The organism is Paenibacillus naphthalenovorans, from assembly GCF_900099895.1.
Lineage (GTDB): Bacteria > Bacillota > Bacilli > Paenibacillales > NBRC-103111 > Paenibacillus_G > Paenibacillus_G naphthalenovorans.
The window spans coordinates 323,208-347,655 of the sequence record NZ_FNDY01000001.1; the positions used below are offsets into that span (position 1 = coordinate 323,208).

Annotated in this window: 23 protein-coding genes; 17 read left to right on the plus strand and 6 right to left on the minus strand. The window is 51.0% G+C overall.

Annotation, left to right across the window (positions count from 1 at the left end):
• Nucleotides 1–78 precede the first annotated feature (78 nt).
• On the minus strand, nt 79–501 hold the full coding sequence (locus BLT35_RS01655; RefSeq protein WP_062408767.1) for a MarR family winged helix-turn-helix transcriptional regulator: 423 nt from the start codon (nt 499–501) through the stop codon (nt 79–81).
• 339 nt (nt 502–840) lie between these two features.
• On the opposite strand from BLT35_RS01655, the gene BLT35_RS01660 reads away from it, so the two are divergent.
• The 7 genes from BLT35_RS01660 to BLT35_RS26150 all read left to right on the plus strand — a co-directional run bounded on the left by BLT35_RS01660 (nt 841) and on the right by BLT35_RS26150 (nt 7,861).
• Nucleotides 841–1,803, plus strand: coding sequence for a (Fe-S)-binding protein (locus BLT35_RS01660; RefSeq protein ID WP_083351141.1), 963 nt, complete (start codon nt 841–843; stop codon nt 1,801–1,803).
• A gap of 422 nt (nt 1,804–2,225) precedes the next feature.
• Nucleotides 2,226–2,678, plus strand: coding sequence for a tripartite tricarboxylate transporter TctB family protein (locus BLT35_RS01665; RefSeq protein ID WP_062408765.1), 453 nt, complete (start codon nt 2,226–2,228; stop codon nt 2,676–2,678).
• Nucleotides 2,679–2,690: 12 nt separating this feature from the next.
• A complete protein-coding gene (locus BLT35_RS01670; RefSeq protein ID WP_074726860.1) occupies nt 2,691–4,211 on the plus strand; it encodes a tripartite tricarboxylate transporter permease in 1,521 nt (506 codons plus the stop codon).
• Nucleotides 4,212–4,337: 126 nt separating this feature from the next.
• Nucleotides 4,338–4,871, plus strand: coding sequence for a spore germination protein (locus tag BLT35_RS01675; RefSeq protein WP_175471901.1), 534 nt, complete (start codon nt 4,338–4,340; stop codon nt 4,869–4,871).
• A 43-nt stretch (nt 4,872–4,914) separates the two neighbouring features.
• Nucleotides 4,915–5,196, plus strand: coding sequence for a spore germination protein (locus BLT35_RS01680; protein WP_074726862.1), 282 nt, complete (start codon nt 4,915–4,917; stop codon nt 5,194–5,196).
• 81 nt (nt 5,197–5,277) lie between these two features.
• Nucleotides 5,278–7,353, plus strand: coding sequence for a thioredoxin domain-containing protein (locus BLT35_RS01685; RefSeq protein ID WP_074726863.1), 2,076 nt, complete (start codon nt 5,278–5,280; stop codon nt 7,351–7,353).
• Nucleotides 7,354–7,636: 283 nt separating this feature from the next.
• A complete protein-coding gene (locus BLT35_RS26150) occupies nt 7,637–7,861 on the plus strand; it encodes a phosphatase PAP2 family protein (RefSeq protein WP_062408760.1) in 225 nt (74 codons plus the stop codon).
• 84 nt (nt 7,862–7,945) lie between these two features.
• Here BLT35_RS26150 and BLT35_RS01695 read toward each other — a convergent pair whose 3' ends face one another.
• The 3 genes from BLT35_RS01695 to BLT35_RS01705 form a co-directional block, all read right to left on the minus strand.
• Entirely contained in the window at nt 7,946–9,880 is a 1,935-nt protein-coding gene (locus BLT35_RS01695) for a glycosyl hydrolase family 18 protein (protein ID WP_249929449.1), read from the minus strand.
• A 160-nt stretch (nt 9,881–10,040) separates the two neighbouring features.
• Complete coding sequence (locus BLT35_RS01700) at nt 10,041–10,319, minus strand: YxcD family protein (RefSeq protein ID WP_054819911.1); 279 nt, start codon at nt 10,317–10,319, stop codon at nt 10,041–10,043.
• Between the two features lie 36 nt (nt 10,320–10,355).
• Complete coding sequence (locus BLT35_RS01705; RefSeq protein WP_307722558.1) at nt 10,356–10,808, minus strand: hypothetical protein; 453 nt, start codon at nt 10,806–10,808, stop codon at nt 10,356–10,358.
• A 127-nt stretch (nt 10,809–10,935) separates the two neighbouring features.
• Here BLT35_RS01705 and BLT35_RS01710 point away from each other — a divergent pair, with 127 nt between their 5' ends.
• On the plus strand, nt 10,936–11,514 hold the full coding sequence (locus BLT35_RS01710) for a DUF309 domain-containing protein (protein WP_062408758.1): 579 nt from the start codon (nt 10,936–10,938) through the stop codon (nt 11,512–11,514).
• 57 nt (nt 11,515–11,571) lie between these two features.
• On the opposite strand, the gene BLT35_RS01715 is transcribed toward BLT35_RS01710, so the two are convergent.
• Both BLT35_RS01715 and BLT35_RS01720 read right to left on the minus strand, forming a co-directional pair.
• On the minus strand, nt 11,572–12,141 hold the full coding sequence (locus BLT35_RS01715; protein WP_054819917.1) for a beta-class carbonic anhydrase: 570 nt from the start codon (nt 12,139–12,141) through the stop codon (nt 11,572–11,574).
• Between the two features lie 55 nt (nt 12,142–12,196).
• Entirely contained in the window at nt 12,197–12,523 is a 327-nt protein-coding gene (locus tag BLT35_RS01720; RefSeq protein WP_062408757.1) for an iron-sulfur cluster biosynthesis family protein, read from the minus strand.
• 110 nt (nt 12,524–12,633) lie between these two features.
• Between BLT35_RS01720 and BLT35_RS01725 the strand changes: the two genes are divergently transcribed.
• The 9 genes from BLT35_RS01725 to BLT35_RS01765 all read left to right on the plus strand — a co-directional run bounded on the left by BLT35_RS01725 (nt 12,634) and on the right by BLT35_RS01765 (nt 24,441).
• Complete coding sequence (locus tag BLT35_RS01725; protein WP_062408756.1) at nt 12,634–14,151, plus strand: carboxypeptidase M32; 1,518 nt, start codon at nt 12,634–12,636, stop codon at nt 14,149–14,151.
• Between the two features lie 163 nt (nt 14,152–14,314).
• Nucleotides 14,315–15,334, plus strand: a complete 1,020-nt coding sequence (locus tag BLT35_RS01730) for an ABC transporter substrate-binding protein (protein WP_082660992.1) — start codon at nt 14,315–14,317, stop codon at nt 15,332–15,334.
• 100 nt (nt 15,335–15,434) lie between these two features.
• Entirely contained in the window at nt 15,435–16,232 is a 798-nt protein-coding gene (locus BLT35_RS01735) for an ABC transporter ATP-binding protein (RefSeq protein ID WP_062408754.1), read from the plus strand.
• Nucleotides 16,233–16,266: 34 nt separating this feature from the next.
• Nucleotides 16,267–17,070 carry an ABC transporter permease gene (locus BLT35_RS01740; RefSeq protein WP_062410942.1) on the plus strand — a complete coding sequence of 268 codons (804 nt, stop codon included), beginning with the start codon at nt 16,267–16,269 and terminating at the stop codon, nt 17,068–17,070.
• A 93-nt stretch (nt 17,071–17,163) separates the two neighbouring features.
• Nucleotides 17,164–17,757, plus strand: a complete 594-nt coding sequence (locus BLT35_RS01745; RefSeq protein ID WP_062408753.1) for a hypothetical protein — start codon at nt 17,164–17,166, stop codon at nt 17,755–17,757.
• A 22-nt stretch (nt 17,758–17,779) separates the two neighbouring features.
• Complete coding sequence (locus tag BLT35_RS01750) at nt 17,780–18,346, plus strand: outer spore coat protein CotE (RefSeq protein WP_062408752.1); 567 nt, start codon at nt 17,780–17,782, stop codon at nt 18,344–18,346.
• A gap of 202 nt (nt 18,347–18,548) precedes the next feature.
• Entirely contained in the window at nt 18,549–20,039 is a 1,491-nt protein-coding gene (locus BLT35_RS01755) for a putative amidoligase domain-containing protein (protein ID WP_074726864.1), read from the plus strand.
• Nucleotides 20,040–20,243: 204 nt separating this feature from the next.
• A complete protein-coding gene (gene mutS, locus BLT35_RS01760) occupies nt 20,244–22,937 on the plus strand; it encodes a DNA mismatch repair protein MutS (protein ID WP_074726865.1) in 2,694 nt (897 codons plus the stop codon).
• A 46-nt stretch (nt 22,938–22,983) separates the two neighbouring features.
• The gene (locus BLT35_RS01765) at nt 22,984–24,441 is read left to right on the plus strand and encodes a S41 family peptidase (protein WP_062408749.1); all 1,458 of its coding nucleotides are present in this window, start codon (nt 22,984–22,986) and stop codon (nt 24,439–24,441) included.
• Nucleotides 24,442–24,448: the final 7 nt, after the last annotated feature.

The window sequence follows — 24,448 nt, forward strand, 5'->3', positions numbered from 1 at the left end:
TGTTATAGCAACTTTAGTGCTCGCAAAGTCTCTATATGAATATACAAGAGCTGCATGATGGCAGCGATATGCAGGATTTTATGTGACATTATGGCTTATCTTTGTAAGGATTCTTTTTAGTTCCTTTAATTCTTCATTTGTAATCCCATTTTTTACCAACTCATTAAATTTCTCAGTGAGAGGAATAATGTGATTGCCCAGTTGTTTTCCTTCTTCCGTCAAATAAACGATCAATGATCGACGGTCGTTTTTCGGACATGCTCTTCGGATAAATCCTTTTTGTTCAAGATTAAACAACATCCGTGCAACATTGGTTTTATCCTTAACCAGCAGTTCCGCAATTTCATTTTGGGTAAGGCCATCCTTCTCCCAAAGAAGCATCATAACCAGATTTTGTTCAGGCGCCAGGTTGTATGGAGCCAATTGCTTTTTAATGTAACTGGTCAAGGTTAAGTCGGTCTGGTGAATAAAAATGCTGATATATTCATCTAACAACTTCAAACAACCACCTCCTTGTTGCTATAACAACAGTTGTTACAGATACATTATATTATGCAAAATTTTTGATGTCAATTTTTTTTCACATTTTTCTCTATGGTCCGTGTGAAATGCTGCAAAACGGATTTTCCAGAAGGAGACCATTATACGACTAAAGGCTGCACTTTGTGCGGCCTTTTCTTTTTCTTTGGCTCTGTGAATTTATCGCTTGCGAATTACTTTATAAACGATATATAAATCCAAATATCAGAAATGAATAAGCAATTACCAACGAATCTTCAACTTCTTTAAAGTCCTTACCCTTAGTAATAATCAAGTATTCAAATTGGTCATAACACGTGGATGTTCCATTATCTATTCCCCCGCCAGAACAAGATGAGCATGCTCGGCTTGGCTTTGCAAATCTATCAAAAGTCGGGGTTCAGGCGGCTCGCGCAAAAACTTCGGGTCACCCGGCTATTCGGCAAAAATTTGAGCCAGATGGAGCGGATTATACCGGATGCTTCCTATAAAGGCGTGATAGAACAATTGGGCACTACCGTTATTCCGGCAAAGGGGGAAAAGGTTGCCCGCGTCGGCATGTTTCGAGGGTGCGTCATGGACGTTTTGTTTACCAAGACGAACCTGAACACTGTCCGGCTGCTATCCGAAGCCGGATTCGAGGTCGTCATCCCGCCCGGACAAAATTGCTGCGGCGCGCTGCATGCCCACAGCGGCGAAATGGATCATGCCAGAATTCTGGCAGTGAACAACATTGCCGCATTTCGTGAAGCCAATGTTGATTACATCGTTTCCAATGCCGGAGGCTGCGGCGCGCTATTGAGCGAATATGATCACCTGCTGCACGACGATCCGCAATGGGCAGAAGTATCCGAATGGTTTGCCTCCCGTGTCAAGGACGTCAGCCTGATTTTGCTGGAAAAAGGACGAGTACCTGAATTTGCGGCATGGCCTGGGGAAAAAATTACTTACCAGGATTCCTGCCATTTGCGCAACGTGATGCGGTCATCCGCTGCGCCGCGCCAACTCATGAAACGCATCAAAAACGTTCAGTTCGTAGAGTTGCCCCAGTCTGACCAATGCTGCGGTTCAGCAGGAATATACAACCTGGTTCATCCGGATATGGCAGCGCAAATTCTCGACCATAAAATGGAAAATGTGAGGAAAACAGACGCCCAATATCTGCTTACCAGCAATCCCGGCTGTTTGCTGCAATTGAAACTTGGCATTGAAAGGGCCGATCTTACGGACAAAATACAAGCCGTGCACATCGTTGACTTTTTATATGAACGAATGCCCAAATAAGTTCGTGATGGAAAAGAAAAATTACAACAGATCGAATCCTCCAAAAAGGGATTTGATGAACAAATCCGGCCTGTTCTTCGGAACAGGTCAGGCTGTCGAGAAAGTCTCGAAAGCTTTCTTTATGTTAATAATGTTAATTACGACACCTGTTATAATAGAGGTAATAAAGTGAGGAGAGGAATCGCCGGAGGTCGATGAAAAGGGTAACATCGGTATTGACAGAAGATTTTGGCGATGCTATCATAACAAACATTAATCCATACTAAATACATGTGAATAATCTGAAATAATTCAACCGGACAACCGGAGATGTGATCCTGAAGGAGGGTGACTTCGTTTTTTGTATTTCTGCATGAATTTAACACCTGCGTAATAGGGTTTACACTTGATTCATCATGACGTAAAAGAAAAAGGGAGGACAAATGTTAGTTGAAATTATATTTGGCGCTTCGCTGTTAATACTTATGTTGGTTTTTTTTGTGCAATCTATGAAACTCCCGTTCTTAATAAAAAACGGATTAATGGGTGCCGGTTTTTTTCCGAGAATCCTGATCATCATTTTGATCGCTTTGATTATTTATTATTTAGTAAAGTTGATTTTGAAAAGAAGACGATATCCCCAAAAGGAGCCGGTCTTAAAATCGACCGTTTGGCAGCAGTGTTTTTTAATGGTAATGATGGCCGTCTCTTTGTGGGCCGGTGATTATTTAGGAATGGAGTTAACCATAGGTTTATTTCTGCTTGTGACTTTGGTTATGGTCGAAAAACTGTCATGGGTAAGAGCGGCCATTTTCAGTGCGGCAGCTACGGTATGTATTTATTTCATTTTTGATGTTTGGCTCGGACTAAATCTGCCGAAAGGGATATTGGGGTAGAAGGTGAAGTGAATGGAATTACAACTATTACTGCAAGGTTTTATGAATATATTGGACCCACAGGTTATTTTTTGGTGCGTTCTCGGGGTAATTATCGGAACATTGGTTGGCGCGCTCCCCGGGCTTGGTCCAACGGCTGGAGTAGCCCTGCTTCTGCCTCTAAGCTTCACCATCGGCGAGCTCAACGCACTAACGCTCCTCATGAGCATTTACCAGGGATCGATGTATGGAGGAAGCCTTACTTCCATTTTAATTAATGTACCGGGCGATGCCTCGTCGGCAGTAACGACTTTGGACGGTTACCAATTGACCAAAAAAGGCAAGCCCGGCATTGCGCTGGCATTAAGTGCGATTGGATCATTTATCGGCGGGATGATCGGTTTTATCGGATTGATATTTTTAACGCCGTATGTGGCCAAATGGGCATATGTTTTTGGCTCCCCTGAATATTTCGCGCTCATGTTATTTGCATTAATTGCCACAAGCGGTCTGGGCGACAAAAAATTAATCAAAGGTCTGATCGCCATGGGATTAGGATTATTAATTTCCATGATCGGCTCCGATTCCATTCAAGGTATTAACCGTTTGACATTCGGATTTTTCGAGCTTATGGACGGTATCGACTTTGTTGTTGTGGCGATCGGTATTTTTGGTCTCTCAGAGGTGTTGATTTTAATCGAGGAGAAGGCGAAAAAATCGGAAGAATACAAAGGGAAGATTCCTTTTAGAGAACTGTTTCCGACCGTGAAGCAAATATTAAGGAACAAATGGAGTATCGCGAGAGGCTCTATCATCGGTTTTTTGGTTGGGATTTTACCTGGCGCCGGCGCTACGATTGCGACGTTTTTAAGCTATAATTTAGAAAAGAAATTGTCCAAAACTCCTGAAGAATTTGGAAAAGGTGCCGAACAAGGCGTAAGTGCTCCGGAATCCGCAAATAATGCTTCCGTTGGGGGGGCGCTAATCCCGCTGTTCAGCTTGGGAATTCCGGGTTCGGGTACAACCGCTGTTTTGTTAGGCGCATTGGTCATGTTCGGTTTACAACCGGGACCGTTAATGCTTCAAAAATCAGGAGATCTTGTTTGGGCAGTCATTGCGGGTTTAGTGTTTGCGAACGTATTGTTATTCATTTTAAACACAGCTTTCGTACCTGCTTTTGCTATTCTTATAAAGAAAGCGCAGCCGTACCTGATTCCTTTGATCGCCGCTCTTTGCTTTATCGGTGTTTATACGTTGTCAAACAGCTTTTTTGATATAGGTTTAATGATGATATTCGGGCTCTTGGGCTATTTCATGAAAAAGTTTGACTTTCCGCTAACGCCTTTCGTTCTGGCTGTTGTCCTTGGCAAGATGATCGAAACAAACTTAAGGCAATCTCTTTTAATCTCCAAAAACGATATGACGATTTTCTTTACAAGACCGTTATCTTTAACTTTTATGATCTTGACCATTCTTATTCTTTGCTTGCCTGTGATCAGTAAAATATATAAATTAACGGTAACGAATAGGAGAATAACAAAGCACGAAGGGTAAAATTCGGAATAATGGCCTTAATGGACGTTTTAAGTCTATTTTGATGAAAGAGGCGGATGAACAATCCGCCTGCCCCCTTTGTGTATCCTATTCATTGGGCTTCATTCCCCGAGCAATCATTTTCACTTGTTTCCTAGATGCAAGAATTATTTCAAGAAAGCTCGGACATCGTGTTTCGTTCTTTTTCGATCGGCAAGAAGCAAGAAGATCCAAGCTATTTTAGTCGCTATTGACGGCTTATACGAAAAAACCACGGTAAACGAAAATGTTCTTAAACCCTTGATGAATCTTGATTTTCAAGAAATCAAAGGAACAGAACTGCTGACTTATGTTGAAAAAAACGTCCTTAACATGAGCAGTATAAAAAAAGAGAGATCGATGAAAAAAGGTATCGCCTTGCTGATGCAGGGGGATCCTATTTTGTTTGTTGACGGTTTAGACTACGTTTATGTTCCGGGTGCCCGGGCATGGGAAATGCGGAGCATTGATGAACCGGTTACCGAAACCACCGTGCGAGGCCCCAGAGAAGGATTTGTGGAAACACTCCGTACAAATACGTCGATGCTGCGTCGTAAAATCCATCACCCCAAGCTGCACATTCAGCAAATGACCTTGGGAGAAATGTCGCAAACGGAAGTAGCTATCGCTTACTTATATTGACGGGATTGCCTCGCCGGGACTTGTACGGGAAGTCAAGCAACGATTGCAGCGCATTCATACCGATGGCATATTGGAAACCGGATATATCGAAGAATTTATTGAGGATGCTCCGTTCTCCATTTTCCCGACAATCTCCAATACCGAAAGGCCTGATGTGGTTGCCGCACGTTTGCTCGAAGGAAGAGCGGCTATTTTCATTGGTGGAAGCACAACGGTTTTCATTGTGCCTCATCTCATGCTGGAATCATTCCAGTCGGCAGAAGACTATTATTCACGTCCTTATTATGCGACAATGCTCCGTTTTGTGCGATTGTTTGCTTTTTAAACATGGGTTTTTCTTTTTACTGCAGAATATGCTAAGCTTCAAATAACAAAAATAACCAATGGAACAAGGAGGCGATGCTTCTTGACAACAAAGCATAAACCCAACCGACTGGCCAACGAAAAATCTCCCTATTTGCTGCAGCACGCTTACAACCCCGTAGACTGGTATCCGTGGGGAAAAGAAGCTTTCGACCGGGCGAAAAAAGAAAACAAGCCGGTGTTTCTGAGCATCGGCTATTCCACCTGTCATTGGTGTCACGTTATGGAAAGAGAATCGTTCGAGGATGAAGAAGTGGCGGAGCTGCTGAACCGCGACTATGTTTCGATCAAGGTGGACCGGGAAGAGCGTCCGGATGTCGATCATCTGTACATGTCCGTTTGTCAAGCGATGACCGGACAGGGGGGATGGCCGCTGACGATCATCATGACTCCGGAGAAGAAGCCGTTTTTTGCCGGAACGTATTTCCCCAAGGCCCGCAGATATGGGCGTCATGGGTTGATGGATATTTTACCGCAAATCGCCGGGAAGTGGAAGGAGAATCAGGACAAGGTGATCGAGATCGGCGAGCAGGTTGTGGAGGAGACGCAGAAGCGGCTGATCGCCAATCTGGAGGGGGATTTATCGGAGAAGCTGCTGGATCGCGCGTTCGAGATGTATGAACGTATGTTTGATGCAAGCTACGGCGGGTTTGGGGATGCGCCGAAGTTCCCTACGAGCCATAATTTATCATTTTTGCTAAGATATTGGAAACGGACGGGCAATGAGAAAGCGCTGCATATGGTGGAGAAATCGCTTGATGCGATGTTCCGCGGAGGCATGTACGATCATATCGGATATGGCTTTGCACGGTATTCTACGGACGAGAAGTGGCTGGTGCCGCATTTTGAAAAGATGCTGTACGATAACGCTTTGCTGACGATGACGTATGTGGAAGCGTATCAGGCGACGGGAAAGCGGTGGTACGCTGACGTGGCGGAGCAGATTATTGCTTATGTGCTAAGGGATATGACCGATCCCCAAGGCGGGTTCTACTCGGCGGAGGATGCGGATTCGGAAGGGGAGGAAGGGAAATTTTATGTCTGGTCTCCTCAAGAAGTGAAGCAGGTGCTCGGAGAGGAAGAGGGAGAGCTGTACTGCGAAGTCTATGATATTACGGAAGACGGCAATTTCGAGGGGCACAGCATCCCGAACCTGATTCACGCTACGGTAGAAACCATGGCCCGCCTGAAGCAATTGGACGAATCAGAGCTGAAAGAGCGGCTGGAGGCTTCCCGTCAAAAGCTTTTTGCCCACCGTGAGCAGCGCATCCATCCGCATAAAGACGACAAGATTCTGACCTCCTGGAACGGTCTGATGATCATGGCTTTGGCCAAAGCGGCCAAGGCGCTGGATAACCCGGAGTATGCCGATGCGGCAAAGAAAGCGGCCGCTTTCATATCGACGAAGCTGCGCAGGGAGGATGGAAGGCTCTTAGCTCGTTACCGTGACGGAGAATCGGCTTATCTCGGCTATGCCGACGATTACGCCTTCCTGGTATGGGGATTGATTGAGCTTTATGAGGCTACGTTTGAGCCAGACTATCTCCGTCAGGCGGTAGAGCTGAATGACGAGATGCTGCGGTTGTTCTGGGATGAAGCCAAGGGCGGCTTGTTCTTTTACGGAGAAGACGGGGAACAGCTCTTCACGCGACCGAAGGAAATCTACGACGGCGCTATGCCGTCGGGAAATTCGGCTGCCGCGCTAAACCTGCAGAAGCTGTCGCGCTACACCTACAATGCGGCATTGGCGCAAAAAGCAGAGCAGCAGTTGAAAGCCTTCGCCGGATCGGTGGAGCGCTATCCTTCAGGTCATGCGTTGTTTCTGATGGCAGTAGACTTTGCGTATGGAGCGCCGACGGAAATCGTGATCGCCGGAGATCCGGTAAAGGACGATACCCAAGCGATGATCCGGGAGGTGCGGCAGTCATTCCTCCCGAACGCGCTGACAATTCTTCGAACGTCCGATCCGGCCGTTGCTGAAGAGACCGGACGTTTGATCCCGCTCGTGCAGGATAAACTGCCGCTAGGTGGACGGGCAACGGTCTATGTGTGTGAAAATTACGCATGCCGGTCTCCGGTAAGCGATCTTGAAGAGCTGCGGGAGCTGCTAAATTTATAAAGAGTTCTTGCAAGGCCGAGGGATCAAATTTCCTCGGCCTTATTTATGTTCAGGCCCCTGAATGCGGGAAATCCTGTAACCAGGGGTTGACCGAACCTGATAGATTCCGGTACGATTTCTAAGAGAAATGGCAATCTAAACCAAAGGAGAGGTCATAGGCTTGATTAGAAAAAAAGATGGGCAGTGGCGGTTGCATTGGTTAGCGCAATGGGATTTGCCTTGATCATGATGTCGGTACTACGAGACGATGTAAACCGATTGGAACGCTTGGGGCCAAGCGAATATGGCGGCCGATGCTTCGTCCGGGCCTTCGATATGGCTTAGTGCCGGAGCACTGATGATTCTCGGAGTCGGATACAGCCGGGTCTATTTTGGCGTTCATTACATAACCGATATTGCCGCGGGATATTTGGCGGGGCTTTTCTGCATCTCGACGGCTTTTCTGATCATCAGAGATAAGCGCACCGCAATCTCCGGCTATCGTTACATAAGCTCCTACCGGAATTAGTTGAGCAGGCGGTCACCGGATTTCGGCACATCGAAAAAACGGACAACCGTTCCTTACGAGGAAACGTTGTCCGTTTTTATCATTTTATTTTTCTTGTATCATGGCATTCCAGAGTTCACGAGGCTCGTAGCCTAATCGCCATGCAGCTACACCGCCCAGATCATACTTCTTGGCAATGGCAAGACGGGCTTTGACCGATTCTTCATTTTCAAGCCAAAATACGTTGGTGAAGCCGTCCTGCTTGTACTCCACCTTGTATTGGTTAAACCGGCTGTCCCAAGTCATCGACGCCTTCTTCTCGGCAATCAGCTTGGACAGGTCCTTCATGAACAAGGCCCGGTTGCTGACCAGCTTGCCCGAGGAATCCACCTGCCATTCCCGAACGTAGAAGGGAATCCCCATAATCAGCTTGTCCCTTGGAATTCCGTAGGACAAAAACTCCTTCACGCCTTCCTCCACCCAAGAAAGACCTGCGACCGAACCTGGCTCGGTGCTGCCCTTCCAATGATGATCGTAGGTCATCGTAATGATGTAATCAACGATGCCTGCGAGCTTCTCGTGATCGAAAGCCGTTTTATCATTCCAGCTGAGGCTGCCGCGCGGCAGGTCGACCGAGATGATGAGCTTCTGTGCACGTGCTTTTTGCGTCAGTTCCTGCATAAACGCGGTGAAGCGGTCTCTGTCGGAACCAGCCAGATTCTCAAAGTCGATATTAAGCCCGTCTGCGCCAAGAGCAACCGCTTTGCTGACCAGGTCGTTGATAAATTTGGTGCGGGCCTCCGGCTTAGCCAAAAACTGAGTCGTCAGCGCCGAATCGAACTGGTTTGCGACAAGGGGATATACGGTATATCCCTGCCGTTTGAGCCAAGCTACGGTTTCTTTGTTCGAGGAATCCGTGATGTTCCCCGTAGGGTCCGCGAGTTGGAAATAGGTCGGCGAAACGACATCAAGCCCTGAAGTGTTGTTGACATGAGCGCGAATCGTCGCATCGCTGGAGGTGCCGTTCCAACCCCAGAACTGCAGCTTGCGCAGGTTATCCCAAATGCTTATTCCGTCGCTGTAAGTGCGGATCGAAGCATTGGCATAGCCTTTGGCATACCGTAAAGCGGCAGGTATCGTAGAGAAATCGGCAATCCATTTATCGTTTTGGTACACTTGATAATAAGGATAATTATTCCAAATAGGACCGGATTTGCCGCCCACGGCCGGCGCATTGTCGTTCATGATTTTGGTGTGATCGTAAAGCTTGGCATAATTGATCGCATCATTCAAGCTGAGAAACGATTGAAGAAAGTTATCGTACTGATATACTTTGTAAGGTTTCACGTTGGAATAGACGACTTTACCGTTTTCCGCATTGCGAATGATAGAATTAGACCATTTCAGCGATTCGTTCACCGCATCGCCAAGGTATGCAAACTTCCAGCTATCTGTGGTGTATGTACCTTGGTAGACCTGATATATCTTCTTTCCGGAACGGCGAAGCTCCGATTTTCTGCTTTCCGTTACGTTATCCCATACCCAGCGGTTTGTATCCAAATCGACGATGTAGGAATTGGCCCATTTCTTGGCTTCGGCCATGGCTTCGGCCAAGGTTTGAAACTTCCAATGGTCCAGCGTGATTTCGCCTTGGTACACACGGTACTTCGGATAGTTATTCCAAATCCAACCGCCCGATTGCAAATCGCGCACACTGGAGAATCCCCATTTGGCGGCTTCCCTTATCGCCGCATCCCGCGTGGCAAATTCCCAGGCGGTTGAGCTGTAGCCGTGCTGGTAAACCTTGTAGCGGGGATAACTATCCCAAAGCCATTGACGTGTGGCGATGTCCTCGACATGGCTCCGATGATAGTTTTTGGCGTAATTTTCAGCAGATTTATAATCCGATGTCTCCAGTATGATGCGGTTATCCTGATAGACACGATACTTGGTCGTTTTGTCTGCGGCCATTACGGAGCCAGTGGAAGAAAAGAACAGGGTCAAGACCGACAAGGACAACAATGCCTTGCGCTTCAACATAGATCAACCTCTTTCTAGTAAGTCTACTCTATTAAACGTAAAAAGAGGGTGATAAGTTGCGTTGGAAATGAATAGGGTATTTTCATAGATAAAATAGATTGTGAAATAAACGAAAGCCCCCTGCCAAGATTTTCTTGACAGGGGGCTGGGGCTGCTGCCGTTATTGTACGATGTCTGCAACGATTTCGTCTTCCAGGTTAAGCTGGATTTGATCGCGGAACACCCGCATGTTGTACTCCTTCAGCAGATACCGTTCGATCGCTTCCAGCATATTGGCGGCAATCAGAATTTGGCTGCGTCCTTCCGCATGCACTTCCGCCGAGAAGCCCAAATCCTCATCCCACATGAGCTCCACTTCAACCTGCGTGGGCTGAATTTGCTTGCGTTCAGCAATATTCAGGCAAATGGCATTGATGATATCTTGTTCCGAAAGTCTCATTAGCGCGCTAACCTCTTTTGAACAGAGTTTTGTACATTACAAACGCTTCGGTTCTTCGTTGAGTTTTTCTTTTTTGCGGTCCTTAAAGAATGCGATAAGACGGAACACGATGAGAACCAGTGCCGCGATCGCAAGCAGGTTGACCATCATGCCGAGCATTTCGCCAAGGAAGCCCATACCGCCGAACAAGCCGCCGAACAGCATGCCTGCCAGACCGCCGATCATCAAGCCTTTCATCAAACCGCCGCCGAAAAATCCGGGTTTTTGCGTTGCCGCAGTACCAGCCTGTTGGTTGGACGTCGTCGATTGGTTTCGATTGATATTATTGTTTGGCGTTTGAGTTGTCGATCCCGAGCTTGGGCTGAAGCTTTTCTTCGAAGAGCTGTATGATCTTTTGGCGTCCGCCTGATCAGGCAGGGTGACCGTTGTAAACGATAAAGCGACCACGCTAGCCAACAGAATCATAGACAATTTTTTCTTCCACATCATGAGCATCCTCCAGTATATATAGTATTTTCAAGATGTACTACGATCAATGTTGACGATGGTTTCACATTTTAAACGAAAAGGTTAAAATAAAATTAAAATCTGATGAACGTCCAAAGGATGAATGCCGATGAACTTATACCCGAAAGCTTATATCGACTATTTGTTTCATTTTCATGCCGAGCGGGATTTTTTCGAATGTCACGAAGTGCTGGAAGAATATTGGAAGGAGCATCCGGAAGACCCGAACAGCGAAGCGTATGTCGGCCTGATTCAGGTGGCTGTTTCGCTTTACCATCAAAGACGGGGCAATCTGTCCGGAGCGGTCAAAATGCTAACCAGCGCCATCCAGCGGCTAGACAAGGAACGGCTGGAACGACTTGGCATCGATGGAGAGAAGTTCAGGGAGCGCCTTCAGGCTCGTTTGCAGGAATGCATGGATCCGGAGAGCTTCATCTACTCGGATCCGGACATCCCCTTGAAGGACGAGACACTGATAACCTTATGCGGTCAGGCTTGCGCCCGCACCGGCAAAGTATGGGGACAGCCAACGGATATGAACGATGCGTTTCTGATTCATAAGCATACCTTGCGTGACCGCAGCACGGTCGTGGCGGAGCGGGAGCTTCAGAAACAGCTCAAGCGGAAGCAGCGGTTGAAGCGGGAGACGGATGATGGAGAAGCTGAAATAAAAAAATCATCGCAGTGAAGGCCGATAACGCATATCGGCAGCTCCGCGATGATTTCGTTTAGTCCATGGATACGTTCAGCCGATGGCCTCATATCCGTTGGAGATGATGTCCAGGCGGCCCGTTTCCGGATGGATGATTAAGCCGTGCACGGGCAAATCTTTGGGCAGCAGCGGATGGTTTCTGATCAGCTTTACGCTGTTGACGACACCGTCGTGCACGTAATCGAAGCCGGTCAGAAAACCGTCAAGATTGATACCCGCATTCTGCAGCGTATCGATCAGCTCGCTCGTTACGCCGCGGCTGCGGGCTTTGTTCAGTACATCTTTCGCATTCAGTCCGGTCATGCCGCACTCGTAGTGGCCGACAACAAAGACCTCCTTGGCATTGAGCTCATAAACCGCCACAATGATGCTCCGCATAATACTTCCGAACGGATGGGAGACGATCGCCCCGGCATTCTTGATAATTTTGGCATCTCCGTTGCGCAGGTTCATCGCTTTGGGCAGCAGCTCGGTAAGACGTGTATCCATACAGGTCAGGATGACCATTTTTTTATCGGGAAATTTGGTGGTTTTAAACTGCTCGTACGCTTTGGCCTCCACGAATGCCTGATTGTGTTCGATAATATCGGATAATATAGACATCTCTAGTCCTCCCCAATAGGTCAAATCTATGATCCAGTTTTCTTTGCTCTTTATATTATCTTTTGTCCAAAAGCCGCATGTGGGCATTGTAAATTTGGCCGCCGCTTGTCAATACGAAGCAATGACCGCTCTTTTTGTAATCTATGGTCATGCGCTCCTCGAAAAAGACTTCATGCTTGCGATCCATCAGCAGAGGGTAAGGCTCGTCCTGAACCGTGAAATCGTTGCTGTCGGGCTTGTCCGTAATCCATAACGTCGGCACGCCGCTGACCGCGCAGCCGCAGCCTTCCGCGTCATAGACCAGCTTCAGCTTGCCGCCGGCAGCGGCGCTCAACTTTGAATCAATCTCCCTAGCGGCCTCTTCGGTAAAAGTAATATGCATGGTGTTCACTCTCCTCCTCTATCTATCATACCCCATTTTGGAGAAATTTGCTTCTGTTTTCAAGAGGAAGTATGATCAAGATATACCGATAAAGGAAAGGGGCATGCCGAGTGACGACATCAAGCTTTGAAACAAAGTTGAACGACTTCAAGCACTATTTAAAAAAGATGAAAAGCTACGAGGAAGCCGTAGGACTCATCTATTGGGATATGCGCACGGGAGCGCCGAGAAAAGGGATTGCGACGCGCTCCGAGGTGGTAGGCGAGCTTTCCGGCGAGCTGTTCAAAATGTCGGTGTCGGATGAAATGGGAGCGTTTCTGGACTATTTTGCTTCCCCTGAGGTGAACGACCGGCTGGATCCCTTATATAGGAAGATCGTCAGCGAATGCCGGAAGGAGTACGACCGCAGTAAAAAAATTCCTCCCAAACGCTATCAGGAATACGTTGTGCTCACTTCCCAGTCGGAAGCGGCATGGGAAGCAGCTAAAGAACAGGCGGACTTTGCGGGCTTCCAGCCTTATCTGGAAAAAATTGTGGATATGAATCTGGAGTTTATCGATTTATGGGGTTACAAGGGACATAAGTATAACACGCTGCTGGATATGTATGAGCCGGGCATGACGGTGGAGAAGCTCGATCAGGTATTCGGCGCGCTCCGTGAGAAGGTTGTGCCGCTGCTTACCGCCATTCAGTCTTCGCCGCATAAACCGGATACGTCCTTTTTAAAACAGGAGTTTGATAAGGAAAAGCAAAAGCGGTTCAGCCTGTATATCCTTGAGCAAATGGGCTATGATTTTGAGGCCGGAAGACTGGACGAAACCGTCCATCCGTTTGCTACCGGTCTGAATCCGGGCGATGTGCGGATTACGACCCGGTATTTGCCCGACGATGTGAACAGTGCATTGTTCGGTACGATCCATGAGGGCGGGCATGCACTGTACGAACAGAACATTTCGCCGGATCTGATCGGCACGCCTCTGTGCACCGGCACATCGATGGGCATACATGAGTCGCAGTCCCGCTTCTGGGAAAATATGATCGGCCGGAGCCGTCCTTTCTGGACCCAATACTACGGGAAGCTGCAGAACAATTACCCCGGACAGTTCGATCATGTCGCTATGGAGGACTTTTACCGGGCTACCAATGAAGTGAAGCCTTCGCTGATCCGCATCGAGGCCGATGAGCTTACATATAATCTGCATATTATGGTTCGCTATGAAATTGAAAAGGCATTGTTCAGCGGCAGCGTGAAGGTGGCTGACCTGCCGGAGATCTGGAACGAAAAATACCGCGACTACCTTGGAGTCGTACCGGCCCACAATGGGGAAGGGGTGCTTCAGGACGTGCACTGGTCCGGAGGCGCTTTCGGTTATTTCCCTTCTTATGCGCTCGGCAATATGTACGCGGCGCAGATCATGCGTACGCTTCGGCAGGATTTGGACCTGGACGCCCTGATTCGGGAAGGAAATCTGCATCCGATCAAGGACTGGCTAACGGACAAAATTTACCGTCACGGCAAAAGCCTGACGCCAACGGAAATCATTACGCAGGTCACCGGAGAGGAGTTGAATCCCGACTATTTGGTGGATTACTTGCGCGAGAAATATTCGGATATTTACAGGCTCTAAACATTCATTCATTAACAAGGCATTCCTTGGGCATCCGGGGAATGCCTTATTCCATGTTGACGACTTTTTCCGGCGGTCCATCCTGAACCTTTCCTTGGGCGGGTGCATATGATGGCATCAAGAATTGTAGAAGCAGACAGGGAGGGACTGGCCTATGAAAACGATGCGGCGGGTAAAAGGGTATGCTTTTGTGCTTGCGCTCATACTGACTGTGGGTGCGGTGCTTGCAGGCTGCAGCCCGGAAAAGGCGGGAGACATTCAGAAGGTGCGGGTGGGCGAGGTCACGCGCTCGATCTTCTATGCCCCGGAGTATGTGGCGATCAGCAAGGGATTTTTTAAGGATCAGGGATTGGATATCGAGCTGACGACAACGTTCGGAGGCGATAAAACGATGACGACACTGCTGTCAGGAGGCATCGATGTCGCGCTGGTCGGATCGGAAACTTCCATTTATGTGCATCAGCAGGGCAGTGCCGATCCGGTGATTAACTTCGCTCAATTGACGCAAACAGACGGTACGTTTCTGGTTTCCCGCAGCAAACCGGCGGGCGACTTCGATTGGAATACACTGAAGGGGAGCACCTTCCTTGGTCAAAGAAAAGGCGGAATGCCGCAGATGGCCGGAGAGTATACGCTGAAAAAACACGGTATCGATCCGCATAAGGATTTGAACCTTCTCCAGAACGTCGATTTTGCCAACATTCCTACGGCGTTCGCCTCCGGAACAGGTGATTATGTGCAGCTGTTCGAACCGCAGGCGACGATGTTCGAGAAGGAAGGAAAAGGGTATGTGATCGCCTCGTTCGGGGCAGAAAGCGGGAAGCTGCCTTACACGGTCTTTATGGCCAAAAAAAGCTACATCGACCAAAATCATGAAACGATTCAAAAGTTTGCGAATGCGGTGCAGCAGGCCCAGAATTGGGTGCAGAAAAACGGTTCCGACGAAATAACGGAGGCGATAGCGCCGTTTTTCCAGGATACGGATAAGGAAATTATAAAAAGCGTCGTAGAGCGCTATAAAAGTCAGGGCTCCTTCGCAACCGACGGGATTGTCGATGAGCAGGAGTGGAACCATCTTCAGGACATCATGCAGGCAGCCGGAGAGCTGAAGCAGCGGGTGGATCACCAAACGCTTGTCGATACCCGCTTTGCCGAACAGGCTAAGCAAACCGTAAAAGAATGAGGAAAGACGGAGGATCAAGCAGCGATAGGGGCGGTCATGGAAATCAAAGCCGGGCGCCTCTTCGCTATCTTCATCAAGACAAGGCAAGGGAGGGATGAGCATGATATCCGCCGTGGAATTGAACGGCGTGTCGCAGGTGTATGTCAATAGGAAAGGCACTTTCACAGCGCTTAAAGATATTGATCTTACCATCCGTCCGGGTGAATTCGTGACCCTGATCGGTCCAAGCGGCTGCGGCAAGACGACCTTGCTTTCACTGATCAGCGGACTGCTACCCCCGACTTCCGGGACCATTCGCATTCTGGGGGAGGAGATTCGGAAGCCGACGGCCAAGGTGGGGTATATGCTGCAGCAGGACTACTTATTCCCGTGGCGCACCATTGATGAGAACGCGTCGATCGGTTTGGAACTGCTCGGCCGGCTGAATGAGCATACCCGTTCGTCCGTACTGGCGCTGCTGGATGAAATGGGCCTGAGCGATCAAGTTGACCGTTATCCCCACCAGCTTTCCGGAGGAATGCGGCAAAGGGTGGCGCTTGTGCGGACACTTGCTCCCGAACCGGATATTTTACTGCTGGATGAGCCGTTCTCCGCACTCGATTACCAAACCAAGCTGCAGCTTGAGGACCTGGTAGCCCAAACGCTGAAGGCGCGGAAAAAAACCGCGGTGCTCGTGACGCATGATATTTCTGAAGCGATTGCCATGAGCGACCGTATTATCGTGCTGCGTCCGAATCCGGGGCGCGTGCTGGCGGAGGTGGAAGTGCCCGAAGCGATCCGCAGGGCGCTGCCGCTCAAAGCACGGGAGGAGCACGGATTTCATGAATTGTTTCATTATTTGTGGGGGCTTTTTGAGCAGATGGACAAGAGGGGAGGGAACAAAAGTGGAGCGGAGTGAACGAATCGGACTTCGGAATGAGACCGGAGTCTCCATGGATCCGTTGGCCGAGCGAGTCTTCGAGCAGTATCGCAGCAGGGAGCGAAAGCTTGCCTTCTATGTTCGTTTGACACAGTGGACCATGCTGATTTTGTTTATCGGGTTATGGGAAGCGGCCAGCCGGCTTCAATGGATTGACGGGCTGCTGTTCAGCTCGCCCAGCCGGGTCGCAGGGCTGCTGCTGGAGAAGACGGCTGACGGAACTATGCTGGTTCACACTTGGGTAACGGTATGGGAGACGGTGGTCGGCTTCCTGCTGGGCACGGTCATGGGCGCCTCCATTGCAGCACTCATCTGGTTCTCCCCGTTTCTTTCACGGGTGCTGGATCCGTACATTGTCGTCTTGAACAGTTTGCCCAAAGTAGCGCTCGGGCCGCTTTTTATCGTGGCGCTCGGGCCCGGAATGATGTCGATCATCGCCACCACGCTTTCCATCACCGTGATTATCACGATATTGGTCATCTATAACAGCTTCCGTGAGGTGGACCCGAATTTGATCAAGGTCGTGCAGATCTTCGGCGGGAGCCGGCGTACGGTTTTCCGTAAAGTCATTTTACCCGCCTCCTATCCCACCATCGTTTCTACGCTTAAGGTGAATGTTGGATTGTCTTGGGTCGGGGTTATCGTGGGCGAATACCTCGTATCCAAACAAGGGCTGGGTTACTTGATCATCTATGGCTTTCAGGTCTTCAACTTCACGCTGGTGATCGGCAGCTTGTTTATCATTGCTATCGCGGCGACGGTGATGTATCAAGGCGTAGCTTACCTCGAAGGCAAGCTGGTAGGGAGAAGGCGGTAAAGAGTATACGGGAATCGGCTCAGCGGGCGGTTCCTTTTTTTGTGCTCAAGGCTCATTGAGGATAACATCTGAAAAAGGCAATATGCGGGGTACATGGTGTCGAGCTTGAATCTGCTCGAATACAAAGTGAGGGTGGTGCTGCTGTTCTCGCAGATTTTTAACGAGCTAGCGCGCCATTTGAGAGATACAGAGCATATCTGGAGCGGAGGCGGTGGACTGCTGGAGGCTGAAGATATGCTGGAGCAGGCGATCCGGGCGCCGCGGCCCGCCTATTTCTATATGCGCGAGCGGCAATTGGAAGCGATTCGGCGGAGGGTACAGCTTGTCGCCAGGGTCTATCAAATGCTGCCGCACGGAGAACTGCCGGCCGGCGTGTTTGAGGAACTCGCAGAGGACGTGAAGATGCCGCGCTGTACGGGAAGAGCGGAGAACCGGCTGGCGGAGCTGGAAAAGCAGTTCAAATCCATGCCGCTGCCGTCAACGCGAGAAGAGTTCGAGATTCGCGCCGAGCTGCTGCAGATCACGGAAGAGAGGAAGGTCTATTTTAGCGTAGCCAAACGGGAAAAACGTCCTGTGGGGCAGGACGCTTATCAACGGCACGTTTCTGAGAAACTTTTGAAATTCATTAAAAATGACAAAGAAAATGGCACACTAGACGAATGTCCTGCATACAAATGTAATGAATGATTGTATGGAGGAGGTTAGAAGGATGTCAATAGATAAAGATTTGCAGTGCAGAGAGATCTATACGAAGGCTGTCTGTGGCAAAGGACGCAAATTCTCACAAGTAACCAATTCGATCACTCCGCCTCATGCTCCGACAAGTATTTTGGGTGCTTGGATCATCAACAACCAATACGATGCGGTAAAGTCGGGTGAACATGTGGAAGTGGTAGGTACTTACGACGTCAACATATGGTATTCCTACGACCGGAATACCAAAACCGATGTTGCGAAAGAAACCGTATCTTATTCGGAGTTGGTGTCGCTTCACTATCTTGATAAAAAGCATAAGCCGTCTACAGCGGAAGTGTCGGCTATCGCTACCCAGGAACCGAACTGCGTGGAAGCAAGCATCTCCTCTCATGGAGATACTGTGCTTATTCGCGTGGAACGGGAATTTAAGGTGGAAATGATCGCAGAGACGAAGGTATGCGTGGTGGTATGCCCTAACGGCTGCGATGATTTCGACGACAAGCATGTGGATTTCGACAGCACCGAGGACGGCGATTATGAGGACCTGGATCCCGATCTGTTAGACGAGGAACTGGACTGATCCGATCTTTCCTTAACATCATATGCCGGAACAAGGCATTTCGGCAGAGGGCGTCAGCCCTCTTTTTTGTTCCCGGCGGTTGTCCGCTTAAAAATGGGCTGGTTGGGCAGGGCGGGTATGTGCCAAGACTGCTTGTCAGAAGTCCTGCCGGCTTGGCCATCGCCTGGGCATTACCGCAAACTTGAAGAAGGAGGACCTCCTTATGCGCGCATTTTTGCTGCATTCCAACGAACCTGCGCTGGAACTGTTGTTAGACAAGCTGACCATTGCTCACGGGAGCCGATTGCCTTCTGAACAAGAAGCATGGTTTATCATCCACTGGGGCGCTTACCATCCGGAAAGAGGCCATGCCGAGGCGCTTCAACCGGTCAAAAGCCTGCTTCTTTCTTTACAGCCTGCAAGAGTGGCAGAGCTGTTGAAAATGCATGGAATAGACTGTGCTTTGGAAGAGAACCCGTCCGCAAAGGGGAACCCGTCGTCAGCTGCGCGGACGAACCTGACCGCCGCAGCCGCCGCTCCCGGGAAAGGGAGGCGCTGGACCCATATCTATGCGGTGCCCGTTTTTCATCTGCAGGCGCTATCCTTGTTTCATCAATCTTTTGGCGTATACTACAGTTCGGGCGCGCCTTCGGGGGTGCGGATTCGTGATGGGGCGGCGGCCGAATGGACGGAGCTCGGCACCGACCGGCCTACATATTACGCCGCGCATGCGATGCGCGAAGCCGTGAAAACGATCTATGCGCTTGGACTCGACTACGGCGTTGTCCGCGTTGGTGTCAGGCCGGACGGCACGATGGCCGTGCTTCGCCTGGAGGCGATTCCCCAATTGACGCCCCGGCTGGCCGAGCTGTTCGCCGAAGCGATGAACCGCTTTGACGAGCAGTTGGCTTCCGGCGTTTTCAGCCGGCACAAAGAAGTGATGCTGGGCGCGGACCCTGAATTTCTGCTGCTTACCCCGGGGGGGAAAGTCAAATTCGCCTCCCGTTATGTCGATAAGGATGGTCCCTTCGGCTGCGATGCCATCGTGCTCCGGAGCCGAAGGAAAATATTCCCCCTGGCCGAGCTGCGGCCGAAGCCGAGCACCGAGGTGCGGGAGCTCCTCATTCATCTTCACAGGACGATGCAGCTTGCCGCAAAGCGGATCACGGATTCGGATCTGCTCTGGGTGGCGGGCGGAATGCCCGTTCGCGGGCTTCCGCTGGGAGGACATATTCACTTCAGCGGGACTCCGCTGGACGGCAGGCTGCTGCGGGCGCTGGATAACTATATTGCACTCCCGCTGACCCTGCTTGAGGACACGACGACCGGCTGGCGCAAGCCGCAATACGGATTTCTGGGCGATTTTCGCAAGGCCAGGCACGGTGGATTCGAATACCGCGTCCTGCCGAGCTGGATGGTTTCTCCGACGGTAGCCAAGGGGGTGCTGGCCCTCGCGAAGCTGGTGGCCGAACATTACCTTGAACTGAAACAGCGGCCGCTTGCGGAGCCCGAGGTAACGAGAGCCTATTATCAAGGGGACAAAGCACGCATCCGGCCGCTGCTTTCGGCGCTTTGGCGTGATGTAGAGAAGCTGCCCGGTTACGCGCGCCATGAATCCTATCTCCTTCCGCTTCGCCGCATGATGCTGCAGATGAGGTCCTGGAATGAACGGGAGGACATCCGCCCCAAATGGAAAATCTCTCCCTTTGCATAGAAGAGAACGCGAGTGTTCTCTATCTTTTCGTGATATAATGATTGGCATGATAGAATTAAAAGATAGAGTAACGAAGGTTTGCAAAGCTTGGCGGACTTTCGGAAACTCTTGCTGCCCGCAGAACGCGGCTGTACATAAGAACACGACGGATCGTTAAACGCATGTTTGCGGGCGATTTCGCAGCAGGCATCTGGAGGATGAAGCATGGCCAAATATACACCCATGATCGAACAGTACCTCGCCATCAAGGCGGAGGTGCAGGACGCTTTTTTGTTTTTCCGTTTAGGCGATTTCTATGAAATGTTTTTTGATGACGCGGTGCTGGCTTCCCGCGAGCTTGAAATCACGCTGACCGGCAGGGACGGCGGCGCGGAAGAGCGCATACCGATGTGCGGCGTTCCGTATCATTCGGCGGAAAGCTATATTGCCCGCTTGGTAGAAAAAGGATATAAGGTCGCCATCTGCGAACAGGTGGAGAATCCGGCTGAGGCGAAGGGGCCTGTCCGGAGGGAAATCGTCCGCATTGTGACGCCGGGCACGGTGATGGACGCGCGTTTGCTCGGCGAGACGAGTAATAACTATATCGTTGCCGTCGTCCGTTCCGGAGAAGGCTACGGCTTTGCCGCTTGCGACATTTCTACCGGAGAGCTTTACGTGACGCGTCTGGAGGGCTCATTTGAGCTGCTGCTTGACGAGCTGAATGTGTACAGCCCGTCCGAGGTGCTGGGCAGTGCCGCGCTGCTGGAGCGAATCCGCAGCGGGGCGGCGGCTTGGATGAAATCGGCGGTGATGACACCGCGGGAGCGCGACGGGTCGTCGGCAGGAGGAGGCTTGTCTCCGGAAGGCCATTTCTCGGAGGCGCAGCTTCGCTCGCTTCCGGAGGGCGGCCGCGATACGCTGGCGCTCTTGATGGAATATCTGCAGGAGACGCAGAAGCGTTCGTTGACGCACATCAAGCATATCCGGGTCTATGAGCCCAGCCAGTATATGGTGATGGACCCGTTCACACGCCGTAATCTGGAGCTCGTCGAGACGGTGCGCGACCGGTCGAAGAAAGGGACGCTTTTGTGGCTGCTCGACAAGACGGTGACGGCGATGGGCGGGCGGCTGTTGCGCCGTTGGATCGAGAAGCCGCTCATGAACCGGACGCATATCGAGGAAAGGCTGGAAGCGGTGGATCTTCTGTACCGCCAACTGATCGTCCGCGACGAGCTCAAGCAGTCGCTGAAGGAGGTTTACGATCTGGAGCGGCTGACGGCCCGCATTGCCTACGGCAGCGCCAACGCGCGCGATCTGGTCGCGCTCAAGGCATCGCTCGCGCAGGTGCCCAAGCTCCGGCAGCTTTGTGAAACCAGCGGCTCCGCCACGCTGGCGGCGCTTGCGGCACGGATCGATCCGTGCCAGGATCTGATGGCCTCCATCGAAGAGGCCATCGTGGATGACCCTCCCGTCTCCATTCGGGACGGGGGGATGATCCGGGCGGGGCTGAACGCCCGTCTGGATCAGCTTCGCGAGGCGAGCACGAACGGCAAGCAGTGGATCGCCGAGCTGGAGAAGCATGAGCGGGAGAGAACAGGGATCAAATCGCTCAAAATCGGATTTAACAAAGTGTTCGGCTACTACATCGAGGTGACGAAGTCGAATCTGGCCTCTCTGGAGGAAGGCCGTTATGAACGGAAGCAGACGCTGGCCGGCGCCGAGCGGTTCGTTACGCCCGAGCTAAAAGAAAAGGAAGCCCTCATTCTTGAAGCCCAGGAAGGCATGGTCGATCTCGAATACGAGCTGTTTATCCAGCTGAGGGACAAGCTCGCTGCACACATCCCAAGGCTGCAGCAGCTGGCCGAGCTGATTGCGACGGTGGATGTGTACCAGTCGCTGGCACACGTGAGCAGCGCGAATCGCTTTACAAAGCCTGAAATCAGTGACGAATATGAGCTGCTCATTGAGCAAGGGCGTCATCCCGTCGTGGAAGCGGTGCTGGAAAACGGCGTGTTCATTGCCAACGAAACCAGGCTGTCTAAAGAGGATGGCAGCATCCTGCTGATTACCGGTCCGAATATGGCGGGTAAAAGCACCTATATGCGCCAGGTGGCGATGATTGTCCTGATGGCGCAAATCGGCTGTTTTGTTCCGGCGAAGAGCGCAAGGATACCGATCGTTGACCGTATTTTCACGCGCATCGGCGCGGCCGACGATCTGATCGGCGGGCAGAGCACCTTCATGGTCGAGATGATGGATATTCAAGTGATGACCGAGAAGGCGACCGCCAAAAGTCTTGTCATCATTGACGAGCTGGGACGGGGGACGTCCACGGGCGAGGGCATGGCGATCGCACAGGCGGTGATCGAATATCTGCACGACCAGATCGGGTGCAAAACGCTGGTTTCGACTCATTTTCACGAGTTGGCGCACCTGGAAGAAAGCCTGCGGGAACTCCGCAATTACTGCATGGCGGTGAAAGAAAGCGGACAGCAGGTCACGTTCCTGCGGAAGCTGATCCGCGGGGCGGCAAGCACTAGCTACGGCATTTATTGCGCGCAAATCGCCGGTCTGCCGTCCAGGATCATCGACCGCTCTTACGAGCTGCTTCATGCGTTTGAAGCGCGGGGAGAGCTGCTGCAGGGACAGCTTCAGGCATCTGCCGGCGAAAGCGGAGAACGCAATGAACCTATGCCGCCTCCGCAGGTAAAGGAGTCCGAGCCGGTTCAGTCCGGGCAGCAAGAGGTCGTGCAGCTGAGCCTCTTCCCTATACCCGAGGAGAAGGCGGACAAGCCTTCCCGAAAGGAGGCCAAAGCGGACAAGGTGCTTGAACAGCTGCGTTCGGCCGATTTGGTGAATATGACGCCGATGGCGGCCATGAACTTTTTATATGAATTAAAAAAACAACTGTCCTCCTAAATCAAGATTCGCAAGGCGAAGAGGCTGTGGGGAGAAGGGACTAATCATGAAACGAACAATGAAAAACTTGCTCTTACGCAAGGCGATTCCTGCCGTACTATCGCTGTCGCTTCTGTTTCCGGCCGCAGCCCCGGCTTGGGCTGCGGGCGCGGGGAGCGTGACGGAAGTGCTGGAGCTGCTGGAGCAAAACCATGTGAGCTCCCCGAACGGAAGCAAATTGTCCGATGCGGCCATTCAAGCGATGATCGATGCGTTGAACGATCCGTATACGGTATACTTTACGCCGGAAGAATTGAAGTCTTTTGAAGCCTCGGTCGAGAATCAATACGTCGGAATCGGCGTCAGGGTAACCATGGAAGAGGACGGGCTCTACATCACCGAAGTGTTTGGCAGTTCTCCGGCCAGCCAAGCGGGACTGAAGGCAGGCGACCTGATTGTCAGGGTGGAGGGAGAATCCGCAATCGGGAAGACGTTGGAGGAAGTTACCTCCAGGATTATCGGTTTGCCCGGAACGAAGGTGAACCTCCAAATCACGCGAGACGGCGAACCGAAGGACCTGACGATCGAGCGTCAAAAAGTGCAGGTTCCCAGTGTAACGGCCGGGCGTTTTCAGCCGGGCATCGGGTATTTGAAGGTGATCGGATTTTCCAGCGACGCAGATGAGAAGATGAGTCAAGAGCTGGCGGCGCTCAAGGAGCAAGGAATCCAAAGCCTGATCGTGGATCTGCGTGATAATCCCGGCGGCATTCTGGAGACGGCTCAGCAAATGGCAAGGCTTTTCGTGAAAGAGGGTACGCTGATGCATACCAAGGACCGCGATAACGTGGACGACCCGGTGAAAATAACGAACGGGACAACGCAGCCTTTTCCGGTTTATTTCCTGGTCAACGAAAACAGCGCAAGCGCGTCGGAAGTGCTGACAGGGGCTTTGCAGGATTATGGCGCGATTAAGGTCATCGGAACGAAAACGTACGGAAAGGGCAGTGTGCAGCAGGTGGTTCCGCTGAAATCGGGCGGTGCCTTGAAGCTTACCATCCAAGAGTATTTGACTCCCAAGTTCAGAAAAGTGAACGGAGTGGGGATCGAGCCGGACATTAAAGTAGAGGGCGGAGACGTTCCGCAGCTGCTGACGGCTCTCCGGTTGGCCGGTGCGAACCGCATCGACCTGTCGCTGATGCGGCTGAACTTGACCGTGAACGGTTTAGCCGTGAACAACACCTTCCGGGTTATTCGTGAACAAGGTCAAACCTATGTTCCCTCTCGTGTGCTGGCGGCTCTGATCGGCGGTACCGTGGAGTGGAACGAGGCGAACCGGACGGTACGGATCGGTTCCGCAGACGGCCAATTCGAATTTGGTTCTGCCGGCGGAGAGCTTCTGCTGAAAGACGGTACAGGCTTTGTGAGCCTTCGTCAGGCGGCTTCCGTATGGAGTGCCCTGAAATGGAGCGATGACGGCAGGAATATCACGATCGGGTTTGAGCAAGTGAAGAAACCAACCGCGTAAAGGAGTC

Excerpts from the sequence above, each read along its gene's own strand:
- BLT35_RS01735 (WP_062408754.1), top strand. The coding sequence starts at position 15,435 with ATGATATCCGCCGTGGAATTGAACGGCGTGTCGCAGGTGTATGTCAAT.
- BLT35_RS01715 (WP_054819917.1), bottom strand. The coding sequence starts at position 12,141 with ATGTCTATATTATCCGATATTATCGAACACAATCAGGCATTCGTGGAG.
- BLT35_RS01755 (WP_074726864.1), top strand. The coding sequence starts at position 18,549 with ATGCGCGCATTTTTGCTGCATTCCAACGAACCTGCGCTGGAACTGTTG.
- BLT35_RS01745 (WP_062408753.1), top strand. The coding sequence starts at position 17,164 with ATGGTGTCGAGCTTGAATCTGCTCGAATACAAAGTGAGGGTGGTGCTG.
- mutS (WP_074726865.1), top strand. The coding sequence starts at position 20,244 with ATGGCCAAATATACACCCATGATCGAACAGTACCTCGCCATCAAGGCG.
- BLT35_RS01740 (WP_062410942.1), top strand. The coding sequence starts at position 16,267 with ATGGATCCGTTGGCCGAGCGAGTCTTCGAGCAGTATCGCAGCAGGGAG.
- BLT35_RS01705 (WP_307722558.1), bottom strand. The coding sequence starts at position 10,808 with ATGATGTGGAAGAAAAAATTGTCTATGATTCTGTTGGCTAGCGTGGTC.
- BLT35_RS01670 (WP_074726860.1), top strand. The coding sequence starts at position 2,691 with ATGGAATTACAACTATTACTGCAAGGTTTTATGAATATATTGGACCCA.
- BLT35_RS01750 (WP_062408752.1), top strand. The coding sequence starts at position 17,780 with ATGTCAATAGATAAAGATTTGCAGTGCAGAGAGATCTATACGAAGGCT.
- BLT35_RS01660 (WP_083351141.1), top strand. The coding sequence starts at position 841 with ATGTTCCATTATCTATTCCCCCGCCAGAACAAGATGAGCATGCTCGGC.
- BLT35_RS26150 (WP_062408760.1), top strand. The coding sequence starts at position 7,637 with ATGGCGGCCGATGCTTCGTCCGGGCCTTCGATATGGCTTAGTGCCGGA.
- BLT35_RS01695 (WP_249929449.1), bottom strand. The coding sequence starts at position 9,880 with ATGTTGAAGCGCAAGGCATTGTTGTCCTTGTCGGTCTTGACCCTGTTC.
- BLT35_RS01700 (WP_054819911.1), bottom strand. The coding sequence starts at position 10,319 with ATGAGACTTTCGGAACAAGATATCATCAATGCCATTTGCCTGAATATT.
- BLT35_RS01730 (WP_082660992.1), top strand. The coding sequence starts at position 14,315 with ATGCGGCGGGTAAAAGGGTATGCTTTTGTGCTTGCGCTCATACTGACT.
- BLT35_RS01710 (WP_062408758.1), top strand. The coding sequence starts at position 10,936 with ATGAACTTATACCCGAAAGCTTATATCGACTATTTGTTTCATTTTCAT.
- BLT35_RS01765 (WP_062408749.1), top strand. The coding sequence starts at position 22,984 with ATGAAACGAACAATGAAAAACTTGCTCTTACGCAAGGCGATTCCTGCC.
- BLT35_RS01665 (WP_062408765.1), top strand. The coding sequence starts at position 2,226 with ATGTTAGTTGAAATTATATTTGGCGCTTCGCTGTTAATACTTATGTTG.
- BLT35_RS01720 (WP_062408757.1), bottom strand. The coding sequence starts at position 12,523 with ATGCATATTACTTTTACCGAAGAGGCCGCTAGGGAGATTGATTCAAAG.